Here is a 20,518-nt window from a genome sequence, read left to right on the forward strand (position 1 = left end):
CGCTATAAATATAGCGGCCTTTTAAAATATGGTGTATGGATAAGAGTACTATTGCTTAACCACTCTAATTGTTTTCGTTGCATTCGCGATGGTAACTTTAACAAAGTAAGTTCCGGTTTCCAAATTAGATAAATCTAAATCACTATCAACTGTGTTAGGTGCTGTTCTTAATACTTCTTGACCTAGCATATTATACATTGCCACTTGCTCTATAGTATTTTGAGCATTTAATGTTAACGTATTTTTAACTGGGTTAGGGTAGTATGTAAACGTTGTAATATTTTCATCATTGATACCTAATTCTTCATCGACAACAATCGGTGCGCCGGTTACATCTAAAGATACACATAAATCATTTTCTCCGACTAAATCTAATACGTCAACTCCCGTTGTTGTACCAAATACAATTACACTCAAATCTAAATAATTTGGATCTGTATTATCTGAAGTTTCTGCTACCAAAGTATGTATGGTGTAATTTCCTTCAGCTGTAACTTCAAAACTCGGTGTTGCTCCTGCTTGCTCAATGACTAATGATGTCCCAGATGTTAATACATAAGTTACTTCATAGTCTGTCGGCACAATAATATCTCCATTTGGCGTAGCGCTTATAGTTGCTGTTCCACCTGATAAAGCTACAGGCGTGGCATCGGCTGTTAAGGTTCCAGCTTCTGCTAAACATGGTTCTGCACAAGATATTGATAATTGGAAATTACCAACACTAGTAGCATTGTATCCACCAACCGCAATGTAATAAGTAGTAGCTCCATCGGAAACAAAAGAAGTTTCAGCAGCAAAATTTTCAGCGAATCCACCACACTCATCATAACCATCATCAATTAGCGTTAATGCCCCTGACGTACCTGTATATATAAATAATTCAGTATCGAAATCGGTAACATCCGCTGAACAAGTAGAAACTGTTACAACTTCAGGAACACCTGAACCAACAAATGAATACCACACCCATGGAGAATCATTATCTGCTAAGGTATCATCTTCAACGGTTGTATCACTTGGTGCATCTTCTTCATCTTGATTTGCGCCAAGTGTAGTTCCTGTAACGCTATCTCCACACGTTACAGAAATAGCATCTGCAAATAAATCATTCACTGGCGGTGTAACTCGGGTTGTAAATGAATCTGGCCCAACAACCATTGTTGCTGTTCCTCCACAGAATCCTGTAACAAATGTATCATAAGCCGTCTCTGCACTTAAGCCTGTTACACTCTCTGGCGAACCAGATCCTGTATTCGTATAAACTGGTGTGTTACCATCAGCTGCACTCTCACCGTCTAAATAGACTTCTACAAGAAAACTATCATTGCCAGTACCTGGAGTAAAAGTTATATCGACAGAAGTAGCTGTAAGATTATCAGTATCTACATCGGTAACATCTGAACAAGACGCCGTAGTAGTAAAAGATTCAGGTCCTTCTAATTCACTAATAGTTGTTGCTCCACTACAATTGGCTGTTATATAAGCATCATAGTCCATCGATGCAGAAAGTCCTGTTACTGTTACCATTGTACCCGTGACATTAGCATTAGAAAAGACAGGAGTATTAGCGTCCGCAGCGCTTTCGCCAGCGTTATACACCTCAACACTATAATCTACAGTAGATACACCTCCTTCTGTCCAAGTTAAATCTGCAGACATATCAGTAATTTCCGACACAGTAAAATCTTCAGGTGCTGGACATGCATTGGCTGCCGCGGTTAAATCTTGAATGCTTGTTGTTCTACAACCATTCTCTGCGTAGGTACAGTCTGAGTCTTCAGACCAATTTAATTGTACACCAGTAACACCTGCAGGTGCTGTAAAGTTAAAGGGACTCGCACCGTGTGCTATAACTGAATCATCAGCAGAATTCACAACGGTGACATAAAGATCTGCACCGGATAATGTTATTGAAACTTCATAATCATTACCTTCAACTATTCCGTCTACTAATGAAAATTCGGTGGAATAGTTACAAGTACTGATCTCAGTGACATCTCCATCAGTATTAACCGTAATACTTCCTGAAGGATACTGACCATCTGGTCCTGGTCCACACTGTGACCAAGCGAGTCCAGACATAAATAATGCAAAGCATAATAATGTAATTCTTTTCATAAAATTGATATTTTAAGTTAGTAATTCCCTAAAAATATGTTAATTATTTATAACATTCTTAGGTTTAACTTTGAAATCGATAAAGTGCGAAAAATCTCGACTATTACCCCTTAAAATCTCCGTTTTAAAAGTGGCTAACTTGTTACCAGGCTCATTTCACTTTCATTATGATACTGATGCATTAAAAAAGCCATTTCTTAAGTTTAGAAATGGCTTTTTTAATTCAATGTGTTGGCTTCTATTTATTCTCCACAAAAGTATCCATAACGGCATCACTAACGCCCATATTACTAAAACCTCCATCGTTATACAAATTCTGAAGCGTTACGCGTTTTGTTAAATCGCTAAATAGGGTAATTGTATAATTGGCACAGTCCATTGCTGTAGCGTTTCCTAAAGGCGACATTTTTTCGGCATAAGCAATAAAGCCATCAAATCCCTTTACTCCACTACCAGCAGTTGTTGGTGTCGGCGATTGCGAAATGGTATTAACTCTTACTTTTTTGTCTCTACCGAAAAAATAGCCAAAGCTACGTGCTATACTCTCTAAATAGGCCTTATTATCGGCCATATCATTATAATCGGGAAATACACGTTGTGCGGCCATATAAGTTAAAGCGACGATACTCCCCCATTCGTTCATGGCATCGGTCTTGTATAAGGTCTGCATTACTTTATGAAAAGACATTGCAGAAACATCAGTACCTTTTTGTGTCCAAGCATAATTTTGGTCTGTATAATGTTTCCCTTTTCTAACATTTATGGACATGCCAATAGAATGTAAAACAAAATCAATTTTACCTCCTAGTATTTCCATAGATTGCTCTACCAATTTTTTTAGATCGTCTTCCGAAGTCGCGTCCGCAGGTATAATTTGCGAACCCGTTTTTTCAGCAAGTTCATTAATCTGTCCCATTCGCATGGCCACTGGCGCATTGGTTAACACAAACGTCCCCCCTTCTTCATGAACGCGAATTGCGGTTTTCCAAGCGATTGAGTTTTCATCTAGAGCTCCAAATATGATTCCTTTTTTTCCTTTTAGTAAATTGTATGACATGTGAATTTGTTGTTTAGTTGTCTGTTGTTTAATTATATTGTAACAATTGAATTATCCTCCGATCCATATTTTAGCTAACGGAAAACTGCGACTGCGATAATTAACTAAAATTTTGATTTTTTAGTTTAAAAGTTGCTTTGCATGTGCCATAGCTGAATCCGAAATATCCAACCCTCCTAGCATCTGAGCAATCTCTACAATGCGTTCATCCTCATTTAATTTTTTCAGTTGCGTATGTGTGAGATCTTTAATATCTGTCTTAAAAACTTTAAAGTGTGTGTTACCTTTAGCTGCTATTTGAGGTAAATGCGTTATCGTAAATACCTGCATTGTAACGCTCATTTGTTTCATAATTTCACCCATTTTGTTTGAAATTTCACCTGACACACCCGTATCAATTTCATCGAACATAATTGATGGCAATTGAATATACTCAGCTAAAATGGATTTTATAGCCAGCATAATCCGAGATAACTCTCCACCAGAAGCTGATTTTTTAAGTGCGTTATAACTCGAACCTTTATTTGCCATAAATAAAAACTGTAAATTATCTTTTCCGTTTTTAGCAAATTGCTCAGTTGGTTCTAACTGAACTTTAAACTTAGCATTGGGCATTCCCAAATCTGAAAGCATCGCCTCTAATTTTGAAACAAAAACAGGAATAATCTTTTTTCTTTCATTATGAATTTTTAAAGCCTTATCATTCAGTTGCGCTTTTAGTTTTAAAATATCTTGTTCTTTATTTAGTATAGTGTTATCTAAACTTTCTGTATTATCAATTTTAGATTTCAAATCATTTTTAATTTCTATTAAATCTGCAATTGTCGAAACTGAGTGCTTCTGAAATAAATTATTTACAATTTGAAGTTTACTATTAATCTTTTCTAATTCTTGTGGGTCTGATGTAAGGTTATCTTCAAAATCATCGAGCTCTATTAAAATGTCATTAAGTTCAATACCAACACTATCAATGCGTTCTTTTAAAGCCTCGTAAGACTTACCAAATCCGGCTATTTTAGATAATTCTTGTTTAATAGCAGTTAACTGATCGATAACACCTAAGTCTTCAGCACTTAATAAGGCTCTAGTACTACTTAACTTTTCGGTTATAATTTCTACATTATTAAGTTCTTCGTATTGAATTTCTAAATCTTCAAGATTTATTTTTTCTAACGGAATCTCGTTAAGCTCATTAGATAAGAATAGATTATAGTCGTATTCTTTTATTAATTCGGCTTTAGAATGTTTTAACGCTTCTAATGCCTTTTGCAACTTTTTATAAGACAGTAAACTTTTTGAAAAATCTTCTAAATTTAACGCGTTTTCAGCTAAGGCATCTATCACTTTAAACTGATAATCATCTTGCGTTAACTGTTGTGTTTGATGTTGTGAATGAATATCGATAAGATAGCTACTTAAAGCTACTAAACTTTCTAAAGTTACCGGAGTATCATTGATAAAAGCTCTCGATTTTCCTGAAGTTAAAATTTCACGTCGTATAATTGTTTGCACATCATAATCTAAGTCTAAAGTTTTGAATAAGGTTTTTAAATCATAATTTGCAATATCGAATATCGCTTCAATAATACATTTTTCGTCTGTGTTTTTTACCTGGCTTAGATCGGCGCGTTTTCCTAAAACTAATGATAGACCACCTAATAAGATCGACTTACCTGCGCCAGTTTCACCCGTTATTATCGTTAATCCATTATTAAAGGTAACGTTCAACTCGTCGATGAGTGCGTAATTTTTTATGTAGAGTGATGTGAGCAAGTTTTTTTGTTATTTGTTATACAAAATTAAGTGATTAAGGCTTTAAAATTGAAAACGAAGAAGAAAAAATATAACTATTGCATTTAATTAGAGATTAAAAAAGTAGACGCATCGGTTTGTTTGCGAAAATTGCTGGCAAAAATTTTAGAATTAAGAATAGACTTCAATAATACTAATACTTAATGGTCCTCCACTTCTGAGAATGCATGGGTGCAATTTTGTTTAAAATATCGGTTGCATTTGTAATATTAACACTAGGACCGCCAGATAAGACGTCCATAATTTCATCTGCTTTAGCATCGAAAAAAACACGCATTAAATACGAATTAGGACGGACACGATGCACCTTTAATAAATCATCTAATACATCAATTATCTTAGTCTTTCCTTCTTTAGCGCTTCCATTCATTGCATCCATACCTTCCATATGATATTTATACATGGTGGTTCTCATATCCTTATAAGATGGCGACATTAAATTATCAATTAGTGCAAAACGTGATTGCAAACCATCTTCTAGTTTCCACCCCTGTCCGTTAAGTTGTTGGGAGTAACTCGCAATAGTTTGTGCTTGTTCAAAATAATCGTCACCTCCATTAAGTTCAAAAGTATCGGCATCCATACCCAAGATCATGTATACATGAAACGATAACACCGAGATTAAATTGGACTCAAACTGGCTATCATTAAAAATCAAGTTTTGAAATTCTAAATACTGAAAATTAAAGCTCTTATCATTAAAATTATAAACTGGTGAACTGTATGTGGAATTAAAAACTGGTCGCGAGGACGATACTTGAAGCGATGCCGAAAATGAATCGTTATTATAATCCATCACATTAATCACCATACTACAATTAATACGTTCTTGTGCACCAAAATTTTTATTCGTCCATTTTGTATTATTTATGAACTCTGTCAGTTGTTTTTCTAAGGTTTTAAAAACGACATTGTTCTCGTTTCCTGTTTGTTGTGCAATAACGTTTACAGTACAATTCAACTCCTGAGAAAACCCCACTGTTGTACATAAAAAAGCAAATAATAGAAATAGGTTACGCATGAGTTTGTTTTAGTATAAGCTGCATTAAATCATCTGCAACGTGGGCTTTAGACTTTAATTCATTTTCAATAATAGCGTTAGTAGACGTTATAAAAGTAACTTTATTTGTTGATACGCCAAAACCAGCTCCTTGGTCTTGTAACGAATTTAATACAATAAGGTCTAAATTTTTAGATTTTAGTTTTCCCTTGGCGTGCTCTAATTCATTATTTGTTTCTAATGCAAACCCTACTAAAAACTGATTGGTTTTAATCTCGCCAAGTGATTTTAAAATATCTTTTGTCTTTTCTAACTCCAAAGTAAACGTTGGGTCTTGTTTTTTTATTTTACGATCTGCCACATTCTTAGGCCGGTAATCTGAAACAGCTGCAGAAAGAATGGCAATATTGGCAGATTTAAAATGCTTATGAACCTCATTGTACATGTCTTCTGCACTCACCACCGATTTAACAGAAACAAGAGAGTGTGATATGTTTTGATGTGTAGGCCCAGAAACCAATATAACCTCAGCTCCTAAATTTGCAGCAGCTTTGGCTATTTCGAATCCCATTTTTCCGCTAGAATGATTCCCTATAAATCGAACAGGGTCAATAGCTTCATACGTCGGACCGGCCGTGATCAATACATGTTGTCCTCTTAATGGCAATTGATCTAAAATATCAATTTCAATATAACTAATAATGTCTTCTGGCTCGGCCATACGTCCTTCACCTACTAAGCCACTAGCAAGCTCACCAGTTCCAGCAGGAATTAATTTGTTTCCAAAAGCTTTTAATTTTTCAAAAGACGCTTTAGTGGATTGATGTTTATACATATCTAAATCCATTGCGGGAGCAAAATAAACAGGACATTTAGCAGAAAGATAGGTAGCTAATAAAATATTATCACAAACACCATTGGCCATTTTTGCCATTGTATTAGCTGTAGCGGGCGCTATAACGAAATAGTCGGCCCAGAGACCTAAATCAACGTGGTTATTCCAAACGTCATTATTATCTTCTTCATCTACAAAAGAAGCATAGACGGGATTTTTAGATAACGTAGAAAGCGTAAGCGGAGTGATAAAATCTTTGGAAGCAGGCGTCATAACTATTTTAACGTTAGCGCCTGCTTTAATAAATAATCGTACTAAGTGAGCAGATTTATATGCAGCAATACCAGCGGTAATGCCCAATAAAATATTTTTATCCTTTAGAATAGACATCTAAGGATTATGGCTGAGGATCATCAGTGTTTCTGTGATAAATCTTATCGTCTAACCATTCTTTAACGGCTAAAGAGTGTGGCTTTGGTAACTTTTCGTAAAACTTAGATACTTCAATTTGCTCTTTGTTTTCAAAAATTTCTTCAAGACTATCGTTATAAGTTGCAAATTCTTCAAGCTTATCAATTAACTCACGTCTAATGTCTGTATTAATTTGCTCAGCACGTCTAGAAATTACGGATATAGCTTCGTAGATATTGTCAGTAGGAGCGTCGATTGCATTTCTATTATAAGTTACTGTACTTATTGGTGCATCTGTCTTTTTTAAATCCATCGTTATAATGTTTAACTTTTTGTGTTAAATGTATTTAATTCTTGTTGTAAAAATTCTTTCTTTATAGTAGCATCTTCCAAATATTCTGAATTTGGATAAGATTTTTTCAGAGATTGATAATAGTCGTTTGCTTCCTTAATACGCACTTCTTTCAGATACTCAACACTATAAACTGCCAAATTATATGAAGCAACAAATCGGTAATAAAACGCATCACCTCTTAGGGTTGAACCAGGAAATTCGAGTAAAAAATTATTAAACGATTTAATAGACGCTTGATAGTCTCTAATTAAATTATATTGTTTGGCAATTTCGAATGCCTTCTTCTCTAACTTATAATCTAATTCTTTTACTAATTTATTTGCCTCTTCTAAATATTCTGAATTAGGATAAGCATTAATAAATAGTTGCAATTTTTCAATAGCTTCAACCGTTTCCTTTTGTTCCTTAGAATACACAGGAGAATTAAAATAATAGCCTTTAGCAGCTAAGAAAGCCGCTTCTTCTGCTTTATTACTTTTAGGATAGATATCTGTAAATTTATCTAAATGATAACTCGCAATGTAATAATCTCCCAAATGGTAAGAACACATAGCATGAATGTACGTTAATTTTTCAGCTTGTGGCTTCCCTCTATATTGTTGAAGAATTTGATCTGCAAGCCTAAAAGATTTTTTATACTTTCCGGCATCATATAATTCCGTAGCCATTTCAAACTTTGCAGCCGTATCTTCAGATTTTAAAGTTTTCTGAAATTTGCTACATGAAATTAATAGCATACTGATCAGTAGTATGTAAAGTCCTTTTTTCATAAATTTTAAACAGAATGCAAAAGTAAGCATTATTAACGGATTTTAAAAACAATAATTTTTGGACTCATCTTGACTTTTTCTGTCCCCAAAAATATGATTGAAAATTACTCAAATTACGTCTATTTCATTATGGGCAGTAAAACTATGCCTTTCAATAATAGTCTCATCTGAGCACATTTTTTATCATTTGCGGTTGTAAACAAAAAATCAAGAGTAAGTTTGTGCTAATTTAAATGATGTAATTAGGCTAAAAATCTATTTATGTAAAGTTTAACTTTTTCCTAGAGTTTTCAATTCTGTCTTAATCTTTTCTTTCAATTGATCCGTGGCTTCAACCAATGGTAATCGCACGTGTGATTTTGAAATATTTAACCCCTCTAAAACAGCTTTTATACCTGAAGGATTATTTTCTGAAAAAATCATTCCTGTTATTGGCATTAGCTTAAAATGAATATCATAGGCTTCCTTTGCTTTACCCGCGATTCCACATCTAATCATTTCCGAAAACTCTTTCGGTAATGCCTGACCTATAACTGAAATAACCCCAGAACCACCTGCTAATGTTACTCCTATGGCGAGATCATCATCACCAGATAAGACTAGGAATTTTTTGGGTTTTGTTCTTAATAACTCTAAATATTGATGTACGTTATTACCAGCTTCTTTTACTGCTACGATATTATCAAAATCATTTGCTAACCGTAACGTGGTTTCTGGTGACATATTTGATGATGTTCTCCCAGGCACATTATATAATATAATTGGTTTTGGTGAAACTTCTGAAACAGCTTTAAAATGCCGGTAAATTCCTTCTTGCGTCGGTTTACTATAGTATGGTGACACGGACAAAATACCATCAACAGTAGCGAAATCGGTTGTTTCTATTTCATTGATAACTTGCGCCGTATTGTTTCCTCCTATACCTAAAACCAATGGCAACCTTTTATTATTGACTTTAGATACAAACGTAATTAATTCTTTTTTTTCCTCGGGAGTAACAGTAACACTCTCACCTGTAGTACCGCTTACTACTAAGTAATCCGTTCCGTTTGCTATATTAAATTCCACTAAACGCTCCAAAGCATCAAAATCGATACTTAAATCTGATTTGAAAGGTGTAATTAGTGCAACTCCTGTTCCTATAAAATTGGTCATTATAATTTCTTTAGTATAGTTAAATATTTTTTTAATTCCTGTTTAAAAATATTGATATCCTTTAAATCTACATCAATGATTAAATCGTAAAAGCGCTTAAGCTCTGGAGATATTCCCACCTTAAAATTGGCTTGCGATGCTGCTGTGATTAAGTCTAGCTGCAAACCTGGATTTTTAAAATAGCACACTAACATATCAAAAGGCTCGTTGATGAATGTTTCTAAATCGAGATTTTTAATTTTACCCTTCCATCCAAAATCTTTTGGACTAAAATGTGCATTCCATTTATTATGCTCTAATTTATCGTCCATAGTAAAAGCCACTATTTTATGCTTAGGAGAATTTAAATTTAAGGCTTTAAAATACACTCTAAACACTTCAAATTCATGAAATTCACTAGCATTAAGCAACACGGCGATCGTATTTATTTTATTATTATTTATGGCCGTTTGACGATCTGCCAATAAATTGTTGACATATTTTCGATTTGATTTTTCTTTAAATGCTTTTAAAATCATTTACCTTTAGCCTTTGCTTTGTGCAAATTTAATAAAAGCACTCACATTTTAATATAAACTCCTTATAAGTTATTCAATGACTATTAAACAAATTTTTAACCTCTGTTTTTTTCTGCTCATTTTTTCTTGCGCATCGCCAAAGCTTTCAAAAATTGAAGGAAAGCGCATTGATATTGATAATACTTTAGAAGCTAACGCATCTATTGAGCGCTTTATAAAACCCTATAGAGAACATTTAAATAAAAACATGGATAGCATCATTTCTTATGCTACAGAGACCTATTCTAAATCGGATGGAGCATACAATACAGCGCTAGGAAATCTCCTGGCAGACGCAATTTTTGATGAAGGAAATCCAATTTTCAACAAACGTACAGGAAAAAATATTGATTTAGTATTATTTAACCATGGTGGCATTAGGTCAATTATTTCGCAAGGAAATGTTTCCATTAGAACAGCGTATCAGGTTATGCCTTTCGAAAACTCTACAGTTGTAGTTGGCTTAAAAGGTGCTCAAATAAATGACATGATGACCTATCTCTCCAAGTCAAAACGCGCGCATCCTGTGTCGCGTCATTTACAATTGGAATTAAACAAAAATGGTGATGTCAATTCTGCGACAATTCATGGTTTGCCTATAGATGATTCTAAAATCTATTATGTAGCTACGAATGATTACCTATACAATGGTGGTGATGGCATGGATTTTTTTCATCCAAATGAAGGTCTATATGTTTTAAATTATAAAATACGCGATGTGTTAATTGATAATTTCAAAAAAACAGATACGTTAAAACCTAAACGCGACAAACGTTTTATACAATTAAAAGACTAAGCCTAACCGAAATTATCTTTTACTAATTTTTGATAGTAAAAAAATGATTAAATGTTCCGTGCGACCATTGAAAAATCAATAAATATAAACACATGAAAAGAAGACAGTTTATACAAAAATCTACTGCTGCAACCGTTTTAGCTGGCGTTAGCGGCATGAACCTGCAAGCTTTTACTCCTGCCAAAACAAAAAAAATAACCATTTTACATACTAATGATGTTCATAGCCATATTGATCCTTTTGGCCCAGACGATGGGAGGAACGCCAATAAAGGAGGAGTAGCCAGACGCGCAACTTTGGTGAATGCGATTAGAAAAGAAAACCCAAATACCTTATTATTAGATGCCGGTGATATTTTTCAAGGCACACCTTACTTTAATTATTATGGAGGTGAACTGGAGTTTAAGCTGATGAGCATGCTTAAATATGATTTGGCTACGATTGGAAATCACGATTTTGATAATGGCATTGATGGTCTGTATGCCCAAATTCCGCATGCTGATTTCGAATTTGTGTCTGCGAATTACGATTTTAGTAATACCGTTATGGATACGCATGTGAAACCTTATAAAATTATCATAAAGGATGGCATTAAAATTGGAATCTTTGGCTTAGGTATTAAGCTTGAAGGCTTAGTGGATAAAAACATGTATAAAGAAACTGTTTATCATGACCCCATCGAAAAAGCACAAGATATGTCACGTATTTTAAAAGAGGAACAAAACTGTGACCTGGTGATATGTTTATCCCATATTGGTTATGAATATAGAAATTCAGATAAAGTAAGTGATATTAAATTGGCACAAGCCACAAAAGATATCGATCTTATAATTGGTGGTCATACCCATACCTTTTTGTCAAAGCCAACTATAGAAAAAAATAGTGTTGGCAATAATGTACTAGTAAATCAAGTGGGTGCTTATGGTTTGTATCTTGGTAAAGTTGATTTTTACTTTAATGCTGGAAAAAATGTAAAAGCTGATGGAGCTACCATTGTAGTCTAAATTTATAAATGAGACGCAGTTATGTTGATCTACTTTTAATAGAATTTACTAAGCATTATAAAAAAAAAATTATGTCGTTTGTTTACGTTAGAATTCAAACTTCAGTAACGTCGTCGGTATATACAGATACAGGACCCGAAAATTTTAGTTGGGATTGTATGTAGAAAAAGAATAAAGCCGCTACTAAGAACAACGAGTAGGTAAATCCTAATTGGTTAACGTCGAGAATGTAATAATAAGCAATCTGAATAATCTCAGAAAAAACCACAAAAATTGATGCTAACAAAAATAATATTGATTTCTTGTCATTTCTGTACATATAATTGAGCATTGCAATTGAAAGCAATGTCATTAGCACAACATTATACAACGTTTCTATAACAAATTCGTGTGAGTTAAACGGATAATTGGCGGTAGATGAAACCATATAAACACAAAATACATCTAACACTATTAAGATTATGACAGGAATGATAAACGAGGAAATTACTTTTTTTAGATTTATCTTTGCCAATATTCTAATAATTAGAATGGTGTAAGCCGAGATATAAAGAAAATTTGCTATTAAATAATAATAGTCAAATTGCCCCAAAGGTTCATCATAAAAATAAAATATCAAAAAAGTAAAAAATTGTGCTAACGTATAAGTTATTAAGAACCCCAAGAATAAATTCGATTTTTTGTCGGTATTCTTAATATAAAGGACTGTACATAAAAATAATAAAACCGTCATTAATGCCGCACCTTCTAACCCATAACCTTGAGTTTGAAGTGCCACAAAAACACCGCCTAAAAGTAGCAATACTACCTTTAAAATCTTACTTATTATCATTAATTAATCCCTTTATTAACTTAACAAATATAATAAAATATTTTATTTAAACGACAAAAAAGTACTTTTTATCGATATAAAGCTTCAAAATGTAGGAAACTACGATATTTCCTTTAAAAAACTTTGTTCCGTTAATATTGGAATTCCTAAGCTTTCTGCTTTTGTTCGTTTACTTGGTCCCATTTTATCTCCCGCAATAACATATGATGTTTTAGATGATATGGATGATGATACTTTCCCCCCATTATCTTCAATAAGTTTTTTTAAGTCGTTTCGTGAAATAGATTCAAATACGCCAGACACAACATAAATTAATCCTTTGAGTTTATCGGTTTGGTTAGCGCGTTTCTCAGCAGATATTTCCAATTGTACTCCAAAAGATTTTAAACGTTCTATAATTTTTTGGTTTTCTTTCGAGGAAAAGAACTCAACGACACTTTGAGCAATACGTTCCCCTATTTCATCAACCGTAACTAAATCTAATATAGTTGCATGCATCAACGCATCAATTGATTTATAATGCTTGGCCAGTTTCTTGGCAACCGTTTCACCTACATAACGAATACCTAACGCAAACAGTACGCGTTCAAATGGTATTTGTTTAGAAGCTTCAATTCCATTAATTAAGTTTTCAGCACTTTTTGTTGCCATTCGCTCTAAAGGAATAACCTGTGCAACGGTTAATTGATATAAATCAGAATAATTATTAATTAAACCTTCCTTAACTAATAAAGCCACAGTTTCTCCACCCAAACCATCAATATCCATGGCCTTTCTAGATATATAATGTTGAATTCTACCAACCACTTGTGGTGGGCAACCATTGTAATTAGGACAGTAATGTTTGGCCTCACCTTCTAGTCGTTTAAGTTCAGTGTCACATTCTGGACATTGTGAAATGTAAACCGTTGGCACAGAATCTACTGGTCGTTTGGTTAAATCTATTGCAACAATTTTTGGAATAATTTCACCGCCTTTTTCCACAAACACCTCATCACCCTCTCTAATGTCTAATTTTTCAATTTGGTCGGCATTATGAAGTGATGCTCGTTTTACCGTAGTACCAGCCAACTGCACAGGTGCTAAGTTGGCTACTGGTGTTATAGCTCCCGTTCTCCCTACTTGATATGTAATTTCGTTCAGTCTAGTAGAAACCTGTTCAGCTTTAAACTTATAAGCCATAGCCCAACGTGGTGCTTTTGCTGTAAAACCCAGCTCATCTTGTTGGTACAAATTATTAACTTTTACCACTACTCCATCGATTTCGTATGGTAAATTGTGCCTATTAATATCCCAATGATTAATGTATTCTAAAACCTCATCAATGGATTTCACTAATTTCGCTTCTTTTGGTACTTTAAATCCCCAATCTCTGGCTTTTTCTAAACCTTCAAATTGCGAAGAAATATTTAGATTGTTCCCAACTATACTATATAATAAACACTCTAATGGTCGTTTTGCAACTTCTGAACTATCTTGCAACTTTAAACTTCCTGATGCTGTATTTCTAGGATTCTTATAGGGTTCTTCTTCGTTTTCAATGCGTTCGGCATTCATTTTTAAAAACCCTTCTATAGGCAAAACAATTTCTCCTCTAATATCAAAACGTTCAGGGAAATCGCCTTTTAACTGTAAGGGCACTGTATTTATCGTTTTAATATTTGCAGTTACTTCATCGCCTTGCACCCCATCTCCTCGTGTGACTGCTCTTAATAATTTACCGTTTTCATAAGTTAAACTCATGGAAGCGCCGTCGTATTTTAACTCACACATGTAATTAATATCGCCATCGACCATTTTTTTAATGCGTGTTTCCCAGTCCAACAAATCTTCTTTAGAATAGGAATTATCTAAAGAATACATACGCGAGTCGTGAACTGTTGTTTTAAAATTCTTCGTCACTGCGCCACCTACACGTTGCGTTGGCGAATTAGCATCAAAGAACTCAGGATGCTTTTCTTCTAAAGCTTGAAGTTCTTTTAATTTTATATCAAAATCGTAATCACTAATTGTGGTCTCATCTAAAATGTAGTAATTGTAGTTGTGCTGACGTAATTCTGCTCTTAGTAATTCTATTTGTTGTTTTGTGTTCATGTATTTAAATATGTAAACAATTCTTTTTAAATTTTAGTTCCTTTCAACATCCTGTCATTCCCATTCAAATCTTTCAATAACTCAACAGCTTTAAAATTAGTACCAACCAACAATTGTTTTGTTTCTTCTCCAAGATATTGATTAATTTCAAAATACAACTGACCGTTGGGTTTCAAATTTTTAATGGCAAAATTGGTAATGGCTTTATAAAATAATAATGGATTATCATCTTCTACAAATAACGCCAAATGGGGTTCGTTGTCTAAAACGTTGGGTTGTATTTCTTGTTTTTCAAGATGACGAACATAAGGTGGATTTGAAACAATGATATCAAAATGAGTTGCCGCATCAAATGCTAAAAAAGAGTTTTTATCTAAAATATCTGTTTCGATGAAATTAATTTTAACTTTATTAATTTCTGCATTATGCTTCGCAACACTCAAAGCATCTTTACTAACATCTAAAGCATAAATTTCAGCATTAGGTAAGTTTTTAGCAAGCGAAATGGCTATGCATCCAGAACCGGTGCCAATGTCTAAAATTTTAAGATTAGAATCATCACTTCGCTCTGAATGACATCGGATTATTAAATCCACTAACTCTTCAGTTTCAGGTCGTGGAATCAACACATCTTCATTCACTTTAAAAGGTAATCCAAAAAATTCAGTTTCTCCTAATACATACTGAATCGGTTTATGTTGTTTTAAGTGTTCTAATACCTTAAAAAAGATTTCAGTTTCAGGTTTTGTAATGGCTAATTCCGGCTCTAGCGTTAATTGAATTCTAGGTATATTTAAGTAATGCTCTGTGCAGAGATAGAAAAAACTATTTACTTCATGTTGACCATAAATAGCATCCAATTCTATATGAAAGATGTTCTGAAGTTCTTTTAATACCATAAATTACAAATCTTTAAGCATCCAAACCGTACATGAGTAATGACCAGTGTCTCCCATAGGCTCATCTATACTTTCAAAACCAACTCTTTTATATAATTTTCTAGCATCATTCATATATGGCAATGTCTCTAAATAGCATTGGTCAAAACCTGCCGCTCTAGCGAAGTTGAGACATTTATTCATCATTTCAGTCCCCAAGCCTTTACCTCTAGCTTCTGGCATAAAATACATTTTTTGTAATTCGCACACATTACCTTCATAATTATCTAATGGCGAAATCCCTGCTCCTCCAATAATTTCATTTCCACTTTCAACTACAAAATAAGTTTTCTTTGGTGCGCTATACGTTTCTAACATGCAGTCTAATGCTGAGTCTTCATAGGCCGTACCTACTTTTGGGACACCCATTTCTATCAATACAGTCCGAATCGCATTTGTAATTTTAGGATTATCCTTAGCTTCAATTTCTCGAATAACAATAGTATCTTTACGCACTTATTTATCATTTTTAAACAACATCAAAAATACATATAAAAACAATTTTATGTTTAAAAGACTCTTAATGTTTTCTCTGTTTTTTACACTACTTTTCAACTGTTCTGTAACTGAAAAACCAGAATTTGTTAAACTCGATAATATTGAAATTGTGGATTCTAACTCCAAAACTATCACGCTCACAGTAAATGCCTTTTTTCTGAATAAAAATGATGTTGGCGGCACCTTAAAAACAGACGATTTAAAAGTTTACATAAATAATATGGAAATTGCCTCTGTAATTTCAGATGAATTTGAGGTTCCTAAACGAGAATATTTCACCATTCCATTAACCGTTAAAGTAGCTACCGATAGTATAATAAATGATAAAAGTATTGGAAATCTATTAGGTAGTTTATTTTCGCAACGTCTAGAAGTGCATTACAAAGGCGAAATAAAATATAAAATTATGGGGTATTCTTCAACCTACACGGTTGATGAAATCCAAGATGTAAAAATAAAATTGTAATTGACTACACACGAAACTTATATAAGTCGCTGTTTGCAAATTGCCAAAAACGGATTGGGTAGTACAAGACCAAATCCTATGGTTGGTGCTGTAATTGTTTATAACAACTCAATTATCGGTGAGGGTTTTACTAGCGAATATGGTGACAATCATGCAGAGGTCAACGCCATAAATGCTGTAAAAGATAAAACTCTTTTAGCAAAAAGTACACTTTACGTTACGCTAGAACCTTGCAGTCATTATGGAAAAACACCACCTTGTAGTGACTTAATTGTATTTCATAACATCCCAAATGTAGTTATAGGATGTGTGGACGATAACCCTGAAGTGGCAGGAAAAGGAATTGCAAAACTCAAAGATTCAGGCTGTAAGGTTACGGTTGGAATTTTAGAAGCTGAGTGTAGAAAACATCACCAACGCTTTTTTACATTTCATAATGAAAAGCGACCTTATATTATATTAAAATGGGCAGAAACTGCAAATGGTTTTATTGCTCCTCTAAAAAAAGACGAACAAAAACCAGTATGGATAACCAACCCATATTCCAGACAACTTGTACATAAATGGCGCACCGAAGAACAAGCTATTTTAGTGGGAACCAATACGGTTATTGAAGATAATCCGACTTTAACGGTTAGGGATTGGTCTGGCGAAAACCCGATTAGAGTGGTTTTGGATAACACACTGAAGTTGAGTAAAGATTACAAAATTTTTAACAATGATGCTGAAACTCTTGTATTGAGTGCTAAGTTGAAAGCCGAAAGCGTGATGCTTGATAATTCTTTACAAGTGAAAAAAGGTTTAAACTTGAATATTGAATTTATCGATTTTAATTTTAAATCATCTGTTGCTAAACAAATTTGTGATATTCTATATGATAAAAACATCAATTCCATAATTATTGAAGGTGGCGCAAAAACATTGCAAACATTTATTGATGAAAATCTTTGGGATGAAGCTAGAGTGTTTGTGGGAAACTCTGAATTCAAGGAAGGTATAAAAGCACCAAATTTAAATGGAAAATTAATTTCGGAATATAGAATCTTGAATGATACATTGAAGATTTACAGACCTTAATTATCCCAGTATTAATTCTGATTGACATGATCTCTCAGATATTTTTAAAAATTATAAAGTCTTATAACAAGACATTTAACAACATAACTCCCGTTTTTTTATCGGGAGCATAAAAAAACATTCCCACTTTAGTGGAAAATTAATATGATTAAAACACTAATTTTCGATTTTGGCGATGTATTTATCAATTTGGATAAACAAGGCGCCATGCAAAATGCATTAAACCTTTTTCAGCTTGAAACTTTTGCAGCGGATATGATTGCTACTAACGAACAGTATGAAATTGGCAAAATTTCCACAACAGAATTTTTGGAATTTTATAGCAAAAAATTTCCTTATCTAAAAAACAACACTATCATTGAGGCTTGGAATTATATTATTAAAGATTTTCCTATTCACAGATTAGAATTCATTAAAAATTTAGCAGCACAAAACAAATATCAACTCATACTACTGAGTAATACAAATCATATGCATATCGCTTTCATTAAAGAGAATGTTAGCTTTTTTGAAGAGTTTAAATCTTATTTTGATGTCTTTTACCTTTCTCAAGAATTGAATTTAAGAAAACCTAACAAGACGATTTTCGAATATTTGTTAAATGAAAATAATCTTCTTCCTAGTGAGTGTCTTTTTATAGATGACACAAAGGAAAATACAGATACTGCAGAAGCCATGGGATTTTATGCTTGGAATATTGATGAAACCATAGAAGATGTGATCACACTTTTTGAAACTAAAAAAGAGCTCTTTTAATGTATTTACTCATTAGTATTCTATCTTCTACCGCTATTTTTATAGTTTTTAAATTGTTAAAAAAATATAACATAAATACCCTACAAGCAATTGTTGTCAACTATTTTGTTGCTTGCTTTCTTGGTTACTCGCTTTATAGAGGGAATATAAATTATTCAGAAATCGCACAAGCCAATTGGTTTATCGCAGCCATAATTCTAGGTTTTTTATTTATAGCTATATTTAATGTCATGGCTTTAACGGCTCAGAAAAATGGTTTATCGGTAGCTTCTGTCGCCAGTAAAATGAGTGTTATAATCCCTATAGTTTTTGGCATTTTGGTTTTTAAAGAAAGTATTGGTATACAGAAAATTGCAGGTATTCTATTAGCTTTAATCGCAGTGTATTTAACGGCAATGAAACAAAAGCAAACCGCTGTATTAACCAAATCTATCTATTTACCAATTTTATTATTTTTAGGTTCAGGAATAATAGATACTTCGATAAATTTTTTCGCACCGAATGATAATATTCCCTTATTTTCGGCTACCATATTTATGATGTCCGCTATTATTGGCATCATACTATTAATCACTAAAGGATTAAAAACAAAAAATCGCTTTAACCTAAAATGTATTCCTTTTGGAATCATTTTAGGTATAGTCAATTATTGCTCCATCCATTTTTTACTTTTAGCATTACGACAAGAAAATACAGAGAGCTCAACTTTATTTACTATCAATCACATCGGAGTTTTAGCTTTATCTACTTTAATCGGATTAGTTTTTTTTAACGAGAAAATTTCAAAAATGAACTGGATCGGAATTGCTTTGGCGTTCATTTCAATATTATTAGTTACGATATCATAATGGAAGACGATATATATAAAACCATAACAAAACCTGCACAAGGAGAATTATTTAAAGATAAGAACAGTAAGTTTTATGGTTTTGCATTTCCTGTTACAAACATTGAACAAATAAAACAGCATCTCGAAGATTTAAAAAAAGAACATTATGCAGCAAGGCATTGGTGCTATGCTTACCAAATCGGTATTGAAGATAAGCAATACAGAGCTAATGATGATGGCGAACCTAACAATTCGGCTGGAATGCCCATTTATGGACAAATTCAATCTTTTGAGGTGACTAATATTTTAATTGTTGTAATACGCTATTACGGTGGAGTTAAATTGGGAGTTGGAGGATTAATCAACGCCTATAGAACGGGCGCACAATTAGCCATGGAAGCCTCAAAAATTGTTAAACGAACAATTAATAAGGAATTTCAATTAAAATTTGAATATAAAAACATGAGTAATGTGATGCGCATATTGAAAGACAATAATGTTGAAATCACAAATCAAATTTTAGAACTGAACTGTTTATTAAAAATATCAGTAAGAAAAAAAGACAGTTCTAAAATATTTGAATTATTTCAACAATTTTTCGGAATTGAAATCAAAGAATTATAACGAGTAATTTCGCAGTTGATCTAAAAGATATTTCGGGCATCTTGTTGGTCTATTTTTTTCCATGTTAATAAATGCTAAAATAGTGCTTCCGGTTGCTAGTAAAACATCAGATTGATTAAACAATTCGTATTCAAATTCTATTGTCGCTGTAGGCATTTTTTTAAGCGAAGTTTTCACTTTAAGCACATCATCATAACGTGCTGAATTTTTGTAATTTACAGCTAGCGAAATTACAGGTAGCATAATACCATCCGCTTCCATTCCGCTATAGCTAAGCCCAAACTCACGTAACCACTCGGTTCTACCGACCTCGAAATACACCGCATAGTTAGCGTGATATACAACTCCCATCTGGTCTGTCTCGCCATAGCGAACTCTTATTTTTGTTTCGTTAAATTTCATTTATATACGATTGTTTAGTATTAATTTCGTAATTTTCAGATGTTTTAAACATGAGGAAAAAATTCTAAAGATTCTATAAAATTAGATTTTTTTTTTAAGAATTTTGTTCACATATTTGTCCTGTTGAAAACT

At 33.2% G+C, this 20,518-nt stretch carries 21 protein-coding genes; 7 read left to right on the forward strand and 14 right to left on the reverse strand.

Features of this window, described 5'->3' with window-relative positions:
• Positions 1-48: 48 nt before the first annotated feature.
• From QMA06_RS14895 to QMA06_RS14935, 9 genes are all read right to left on the reverse strand, one after another.
• The gene (locus tag QMA06_RS14895; RefSeq protein ID WP_290207700.1) at positions 49-2,118 is read right to left on the reverse strand and encodes a T9SS type A sorting domain-containing protein; all 2,070 of its coding nucleotides are present in this window, start codon (positions 2,116-2,118) and stop codon (positions 49-51) included.
• 238 nt (positions 2,119-2,356) lie between these two features.
• Complete coding sequence (locus tag QMA06_RS14900) at positions 2,357-3,175, reverse strand: enoyl-ACP reductase FabI (RefSeq protein WP_290207701.1); 819 nt, start codon at positions 3,173-3,175, stop codon at positions 2,357-2,359.
• A 120-nt stretch (positions 3,176-3,295) separates the two neighbouring features.
• Positions 3,296-4,948 (reverse strand): DNA repair protein RecN, encoded by a 1,653-nt coding sequence (gene recN / locus QMA06_RS14905; protein WP_290207702.1) that lies wholly within the window; start codon positions 4,946-4,948, stop codon positions 3,296-3,298.
• Positions 4,949-5,120: 172 nt separating this feature from the next.
• On the reverse strand, positions 5,121-6,008 hold the full coding sequence (gene porD, locus QMA06_RS14910; protein ID WP_290207703.1) for a type IX secretion system protein PorD: 888 nt from the start codon (positions 6,006-6,008) through the stop codon (positions 5,121-5,123).
• Positions 6,001-7,212: a bifunctional phosphopantothenoylcysteine decarboxylase/phosphopantothenate--cysteine ligase CoaBC gene (gene coaBC, locus QMA06_RS14915; protein WP_290207704.1), complete on the reverse strand. Its 1,212-nt coding sequence runs from the start codon at positions 7,210-7,212 to the stop codon at positions 6,001-6,003. Before coaBC ends, porD begins: the two co-directional genes overlap by 8 nt.
• Positions 7,213-7,219: 7 nt before the next feature.
• Positions 7,220-7,546, reverse strand: a complete 327-nt coding sequence (locus QMA06_RS14920; RefSeq protein ID WP_290207705.1) for a DNA-directed RNA polymerase subunit omega — start codon at positions 7,544-7,546, stop codon at positions 7,220-7,222.
• 11 nt (positions 7,547-7,557) lie between these two features.
• The gene (locus QMA06_RS14925) at positions 7,558-8,358 is read right to left on the reverse strand and encodes an outer membrane protein assembly factor BamD (RefSeq protein WP_290207706.1); all 801 of its coding nucleotides are present in this window, start codon (positions 8,356-8,358) and stop codon (positions 7,558-7,560) included.
• A 270-nt stretch (positions 8,359-8,628) separates the two neighbouring features.
• Positions 8,629-9,513, reverse strand: a complete 885-nt coding sequence (dapA, locus tag QMA06_RS14930; protein ID WP_290207707.1) for a 4-hydroxy-tetrahydrodipicolinate synthase — start codon at positions 9,511-9,513, stop codon at positions 8,629-8,631.
• Positions 9,513-10,031: a DUF6913 domain-containing protein gene (locus tag QMA06_RS14935; protein WP_290207709.1), complete on the reverse strand. Its 519-nt coding sequence runs from the start codon at positions 10,029-10,031 to the stop codon at positions 9,513-9,515. The genes dapA and QMA06_RS14935 overlap by 1 nt, the downstream gene beginning before the upstream one ends.
• 76 nt (positions 10,032-10,107) lie before the next feature.
• Between QMA06_RS14935 and QMA06_RS14940 the strand changes: the two genes are divergently transcribed.
• Together QMA06_RS14940 and QMA06_RS14945 are read left to right on the forward strand one after the other, a co-directional pair.
• Positions 10,108-10,866: a 5'-nucleotidase C-terminal domain-containing protein gene (locus QMA06_RS14940; protein WP_290207710.1), complete on the forward strand. Its 759-nt coding sequence runs from the start codon at positions 10,108-10,110 to the stop codon at positions 10,864-10,866.
• Positions 10,867-10,958: 92 nt separating this feature from the next.
• A complete protein-coding gene (locus tag QMA06_RS14945) occupies positions 10,959-11,870 on the forward strand; it encodes a bifunctional metallophosphatase/5'-nucleotidase (RefSeq protein ID WP_290207711.1) in 912 nt (303 codons plus the stop codon).
• Positions 11,871-11,964: 94 nt separating this feature from the next.
• Here the strand turns inward: QMA06_RS14945 and QMA06_RS14950 are convergent, their stop codons facing one another.
• The 4 genes from QMA06_RS14950 to QMA06_RS14965 form a co-directional block, all read right to left on the reverse strand.
• Positions 11,965-12,702 carry a hypothetical protein gene (locus QMA06_RS14950; protein WP_290207712.1) on the reverse strand — a complete coding sequence of 246 codons (738 nt, stop codon included), beginning with the start codon at positions 12,700-12,702 and terminating at the stop codon, positions 11,965-11,967.
• 99 nt (positions 12,703-12,801) lie between these two features.
• A complete protein-coding gene (gene ligA, locus QMA06_RS14955) occupies positions 12,802-14,796 on the reverse strand; it encodes an NAD-dependent DNA ligase LigA (RefSeq protein ID WP_290207713.1) in 1,995 nt (664 codons plus the stop codon).
• 26 nt (positions 14,797-14,822) lie between these two features.
• Positions 14,823-15,695, reverse strand: a complete 873-nt coding sequence (gene prmC / locus QMA06_RS14960) for a peptide chain release factor N(5)-glutamine methyltransferase (protein ID WP_290207714.1) — start codon at positions 15,693-15,695, stop codon at positions 14,823-14,825.
• Between the two features lie 3 nt (positions 15,696-15,698).
• The gene (locus tag QMA06_RS14965) at positions 15,699-16,190 is read right to left on the reverse strand and encodes a GNAT family N-acetyltransferase (RefSeq protein WP_290207715.1); all 492 of its coding nucleotides are present in this window, start codon (positions 16,188-16,190) and stop codon (positions 15,699-15,701) included.
• Positions 16,191-16,239: 49 nt separating this feature from the next.
• Between QMA06_RS14965 and QMA06_RS14970 the strand changes: the two genes are divergently transcribed.
• The 5 genes from QMA06_RS14970 to QMA06_RS14990 all read left to right on the forward strand — a co-directional run bounded on the left by QMA06_RS14970 (position 16,240) and on the right by QMA06_RS14990 (position 19,984).
• Complete coding sequence (locus tag QMA06_RS14970) at positions 16,240-16,698, forward strand: LEA type 2 family protein (protein WP_290207716.1); 459 nt, start codon at positions 16,240-16,242, stop codon at positions 16,696-16,698.
• Positions 16,699-17,775, forward strand: coding sequence for a bifunctional diaminohydroxyphosphoribosylaminopyrimidine deaminase/5-amino-6-(5-phosphoribosylamino)uracil reductase RibD (gene ribD, locus QMA06_RS14975; protein ID WP_290207717.1), 1,077 nt, complete (start codon positions 16,699-16,701; stop codon positions 17,773-17,775).
• A 144-nt stretch (positions 17,776-17,919) separates the two neighbouring features.
• The gene (locus QMA06_RS14980) at positions 17,920-18,531 is read left to right on the forward strand and encodes an HAD family hydrolase (protein WP_290207718.1); all 612 of its coding nucleotides are present in this window, start codon (positions 17,920-17,922) and stop codon (positions 18,529-18,531) included.
• On the forward strand, positions 18,531-19,379 hold the full coding sequence (locus QMA06_RS14985) for a DMT family transporter (RefSeq protein ID WP_290207719.1): 849 nt from the start codon (positions 18,531-18,533) through the stop codon (positions 19,377-19,379). Before QMA06_RS14980 ends, QMA06_RS14985 begins: the two co-directional genes overlap by 1 nt.
• Positions 19,379-19,984 (forward strand): IMPACT family protein, encoded by a 606-nt coding sequence (locus tag QMA06_RS14990; RefSeq protein ID WP_290207720.1) that lies wholly within the window; start codon positions 19,379-19,381, stop codon positions 19,982-19,984. The genes QMA06_RS14985 and QMA06_RS14990 overlap by 1 nt, the downstream gene beginning before the upstream one ends.
• On the opposite strand, the gene QMA06_RS14995 is transcribed toward QMA06_RS14990, so the two are convergent.
• The gene (locus tag QMA06_RS14995) at positions 19,979-20,386 is read right to left on the reverse strand and encodes an acyl-CoA thioesterase (RefSeq protein WP_290207721.1); all 408 of its coding nucleotides are present in this window, start codon (positions 20,384-20,386) and stop codon (positions 19,979-19,981) included. The two genes, QMA06_RS14990 and QMA06_RS14995, sit on opposite strands and share 6 nt — an antisense overlap.
• Between the last annotated feature and the right edge of the window lie 132 nt (positions 20,387-20,518).

The organism is Winogradskyella bathintestinalis (assembly GCF_030407435.1).
Lineage (GTDB): Bacteria > Bacteroidota > Bacteroidia > Flavobacteriales > Flavobacteriaceae > Winogradskyella > Winogradskyella bathintestinalis.

What these genes read in the sequence shown, in the direction of transcription:
- QMA06_RS14895 (WP_290207700.1), bottom strand. Translation starts at nt 2,118, where the DNA reads ATGAAAAGAATTACATTATTATGCTTTGCATTATTTATGTCTGGACTC.
- QMA06_RS14900 (WP_290207701.1), bottom strand. Translation starts at nt 3,175, where the DNA reads ATGTCATACAATTTACTAAAAGGAAAAAAAGGAATCATATTTGGAGCT.
- porD (WP_290207703.1), bottom strand. Translation starts at nt 6,008, where the DNA reads ATGCGTAACCTATTTCTATTATTTGCTTTTTTATGTACAACAGTGGGG.
- coaBC (WP_290207704.1), bottom strand. Translation starts at nt 7,212, where the DNA reads ATGTCTATTCTAAAGGATAAAAATATTTTATTGGGCATTACCGCTGGT.
- QMA06_RS14920 (WP_290207705.1), bottom strand. Translation starts at nt 7,546, where the DNA reads ATGGATTTAAAAAAGACAGATGCACCAATAAGTACAGTAACTTATAAT.
- QMA06_RS14925 (WP_290207706.1), bottom strand. Translation starts at nt 8,358, where the DNA reads ATGAAAAAAGGACTTTACATACTACTGATCAGTATGCTATTAATTTCA.
- dapA (WP_290207707.1), bottom strand. Translation starts at nt 9,513, where the DNA reads ATGACCAATTTTATAGGAACAGGAGTTGCACTAATTACACCTTTCAAA.
- QMA06_RS14935 (WP_290207709.1), bottom strand. Translation starts at nt 10,031, where the DNA reads ATGATTTTAAAAGCATTTAAAGAAAAATCAAATCGAAAATATGTCAAC.
- QMA06_RS14940 (WP_290207710.1), top strand. Translation starts at nt 10,108, where the DNA reads ATGACTATTAAACAAATTTTTAACCTCTGTTTTTTTCTGCTCATTTTT.
- QMA06_RS14945 (WP_290207711.1), top strand. Translation starts at nt 10,959, where the DNA reads ATGAAAAGAAGACAGTTTATACAAAAATCTACTGCTGCAACCGTTTTA.
- QMA06_RS14950 (WP_290207712.1), bottom strand. Translation starts at nt 12,702, where the DNA reads ATGATAATAAGTAAGATTTTAAAGGTAGTATTGCTACTTTTAGGCGGT.
- ligA (WP_290207713.1), bottom strand. Translation starts at nt 14,796, where the DNA reads ATGAACACAAAACAACAAATAGAATTACTAAGAGCAGAATTACGTCAG.
- prmC (WP_290207714.1), bottom strand. Translation starts at nt 15,695, where the DNA reads ATGGTATTAAAAGAACTTCAGAACATCTTTCATATAGAATTGGATGCT.
- QMA06_RS14970 (WP_290207716.1), top strand. Translation starts at nt 16,240, where the DNA reads ATGTTTAAAAGACTCTTAATGTTTTCTCTGTTTTTTACACTACTTTTC.
- QMA06_RS14980 (WP_290207718.1), top strand. Translation starts at nt 17,920, where the DNA reads ATGATTAAAACACTAATTTTCGATTTTGGCGATGTATTTATCAATTTG.
- QMA06_RS14985 (WP_290207719.1), top strand. Translation starts at nt 18,531, where the DNA reads ATGTATTTACTCATTAGTATTCTATCTTCTACCGCTATTTTTATAGTT.
- QMA06_RS14990 (WP_290207720.1), top strand. Translation starts at nt 19,379, where the DNA reads ATGGAAGACGATATATATAAAACCATAACAAAACCTGCACAAGGAGAA.
- QMA06_RS14995 (WP_290207721.1), bottom strand. Translation starts at nt 20,386, where the DNA reads ATGAAATTTAACGAAACAAAAATAAGAGTTCGCTATGGCGAGACAGAC.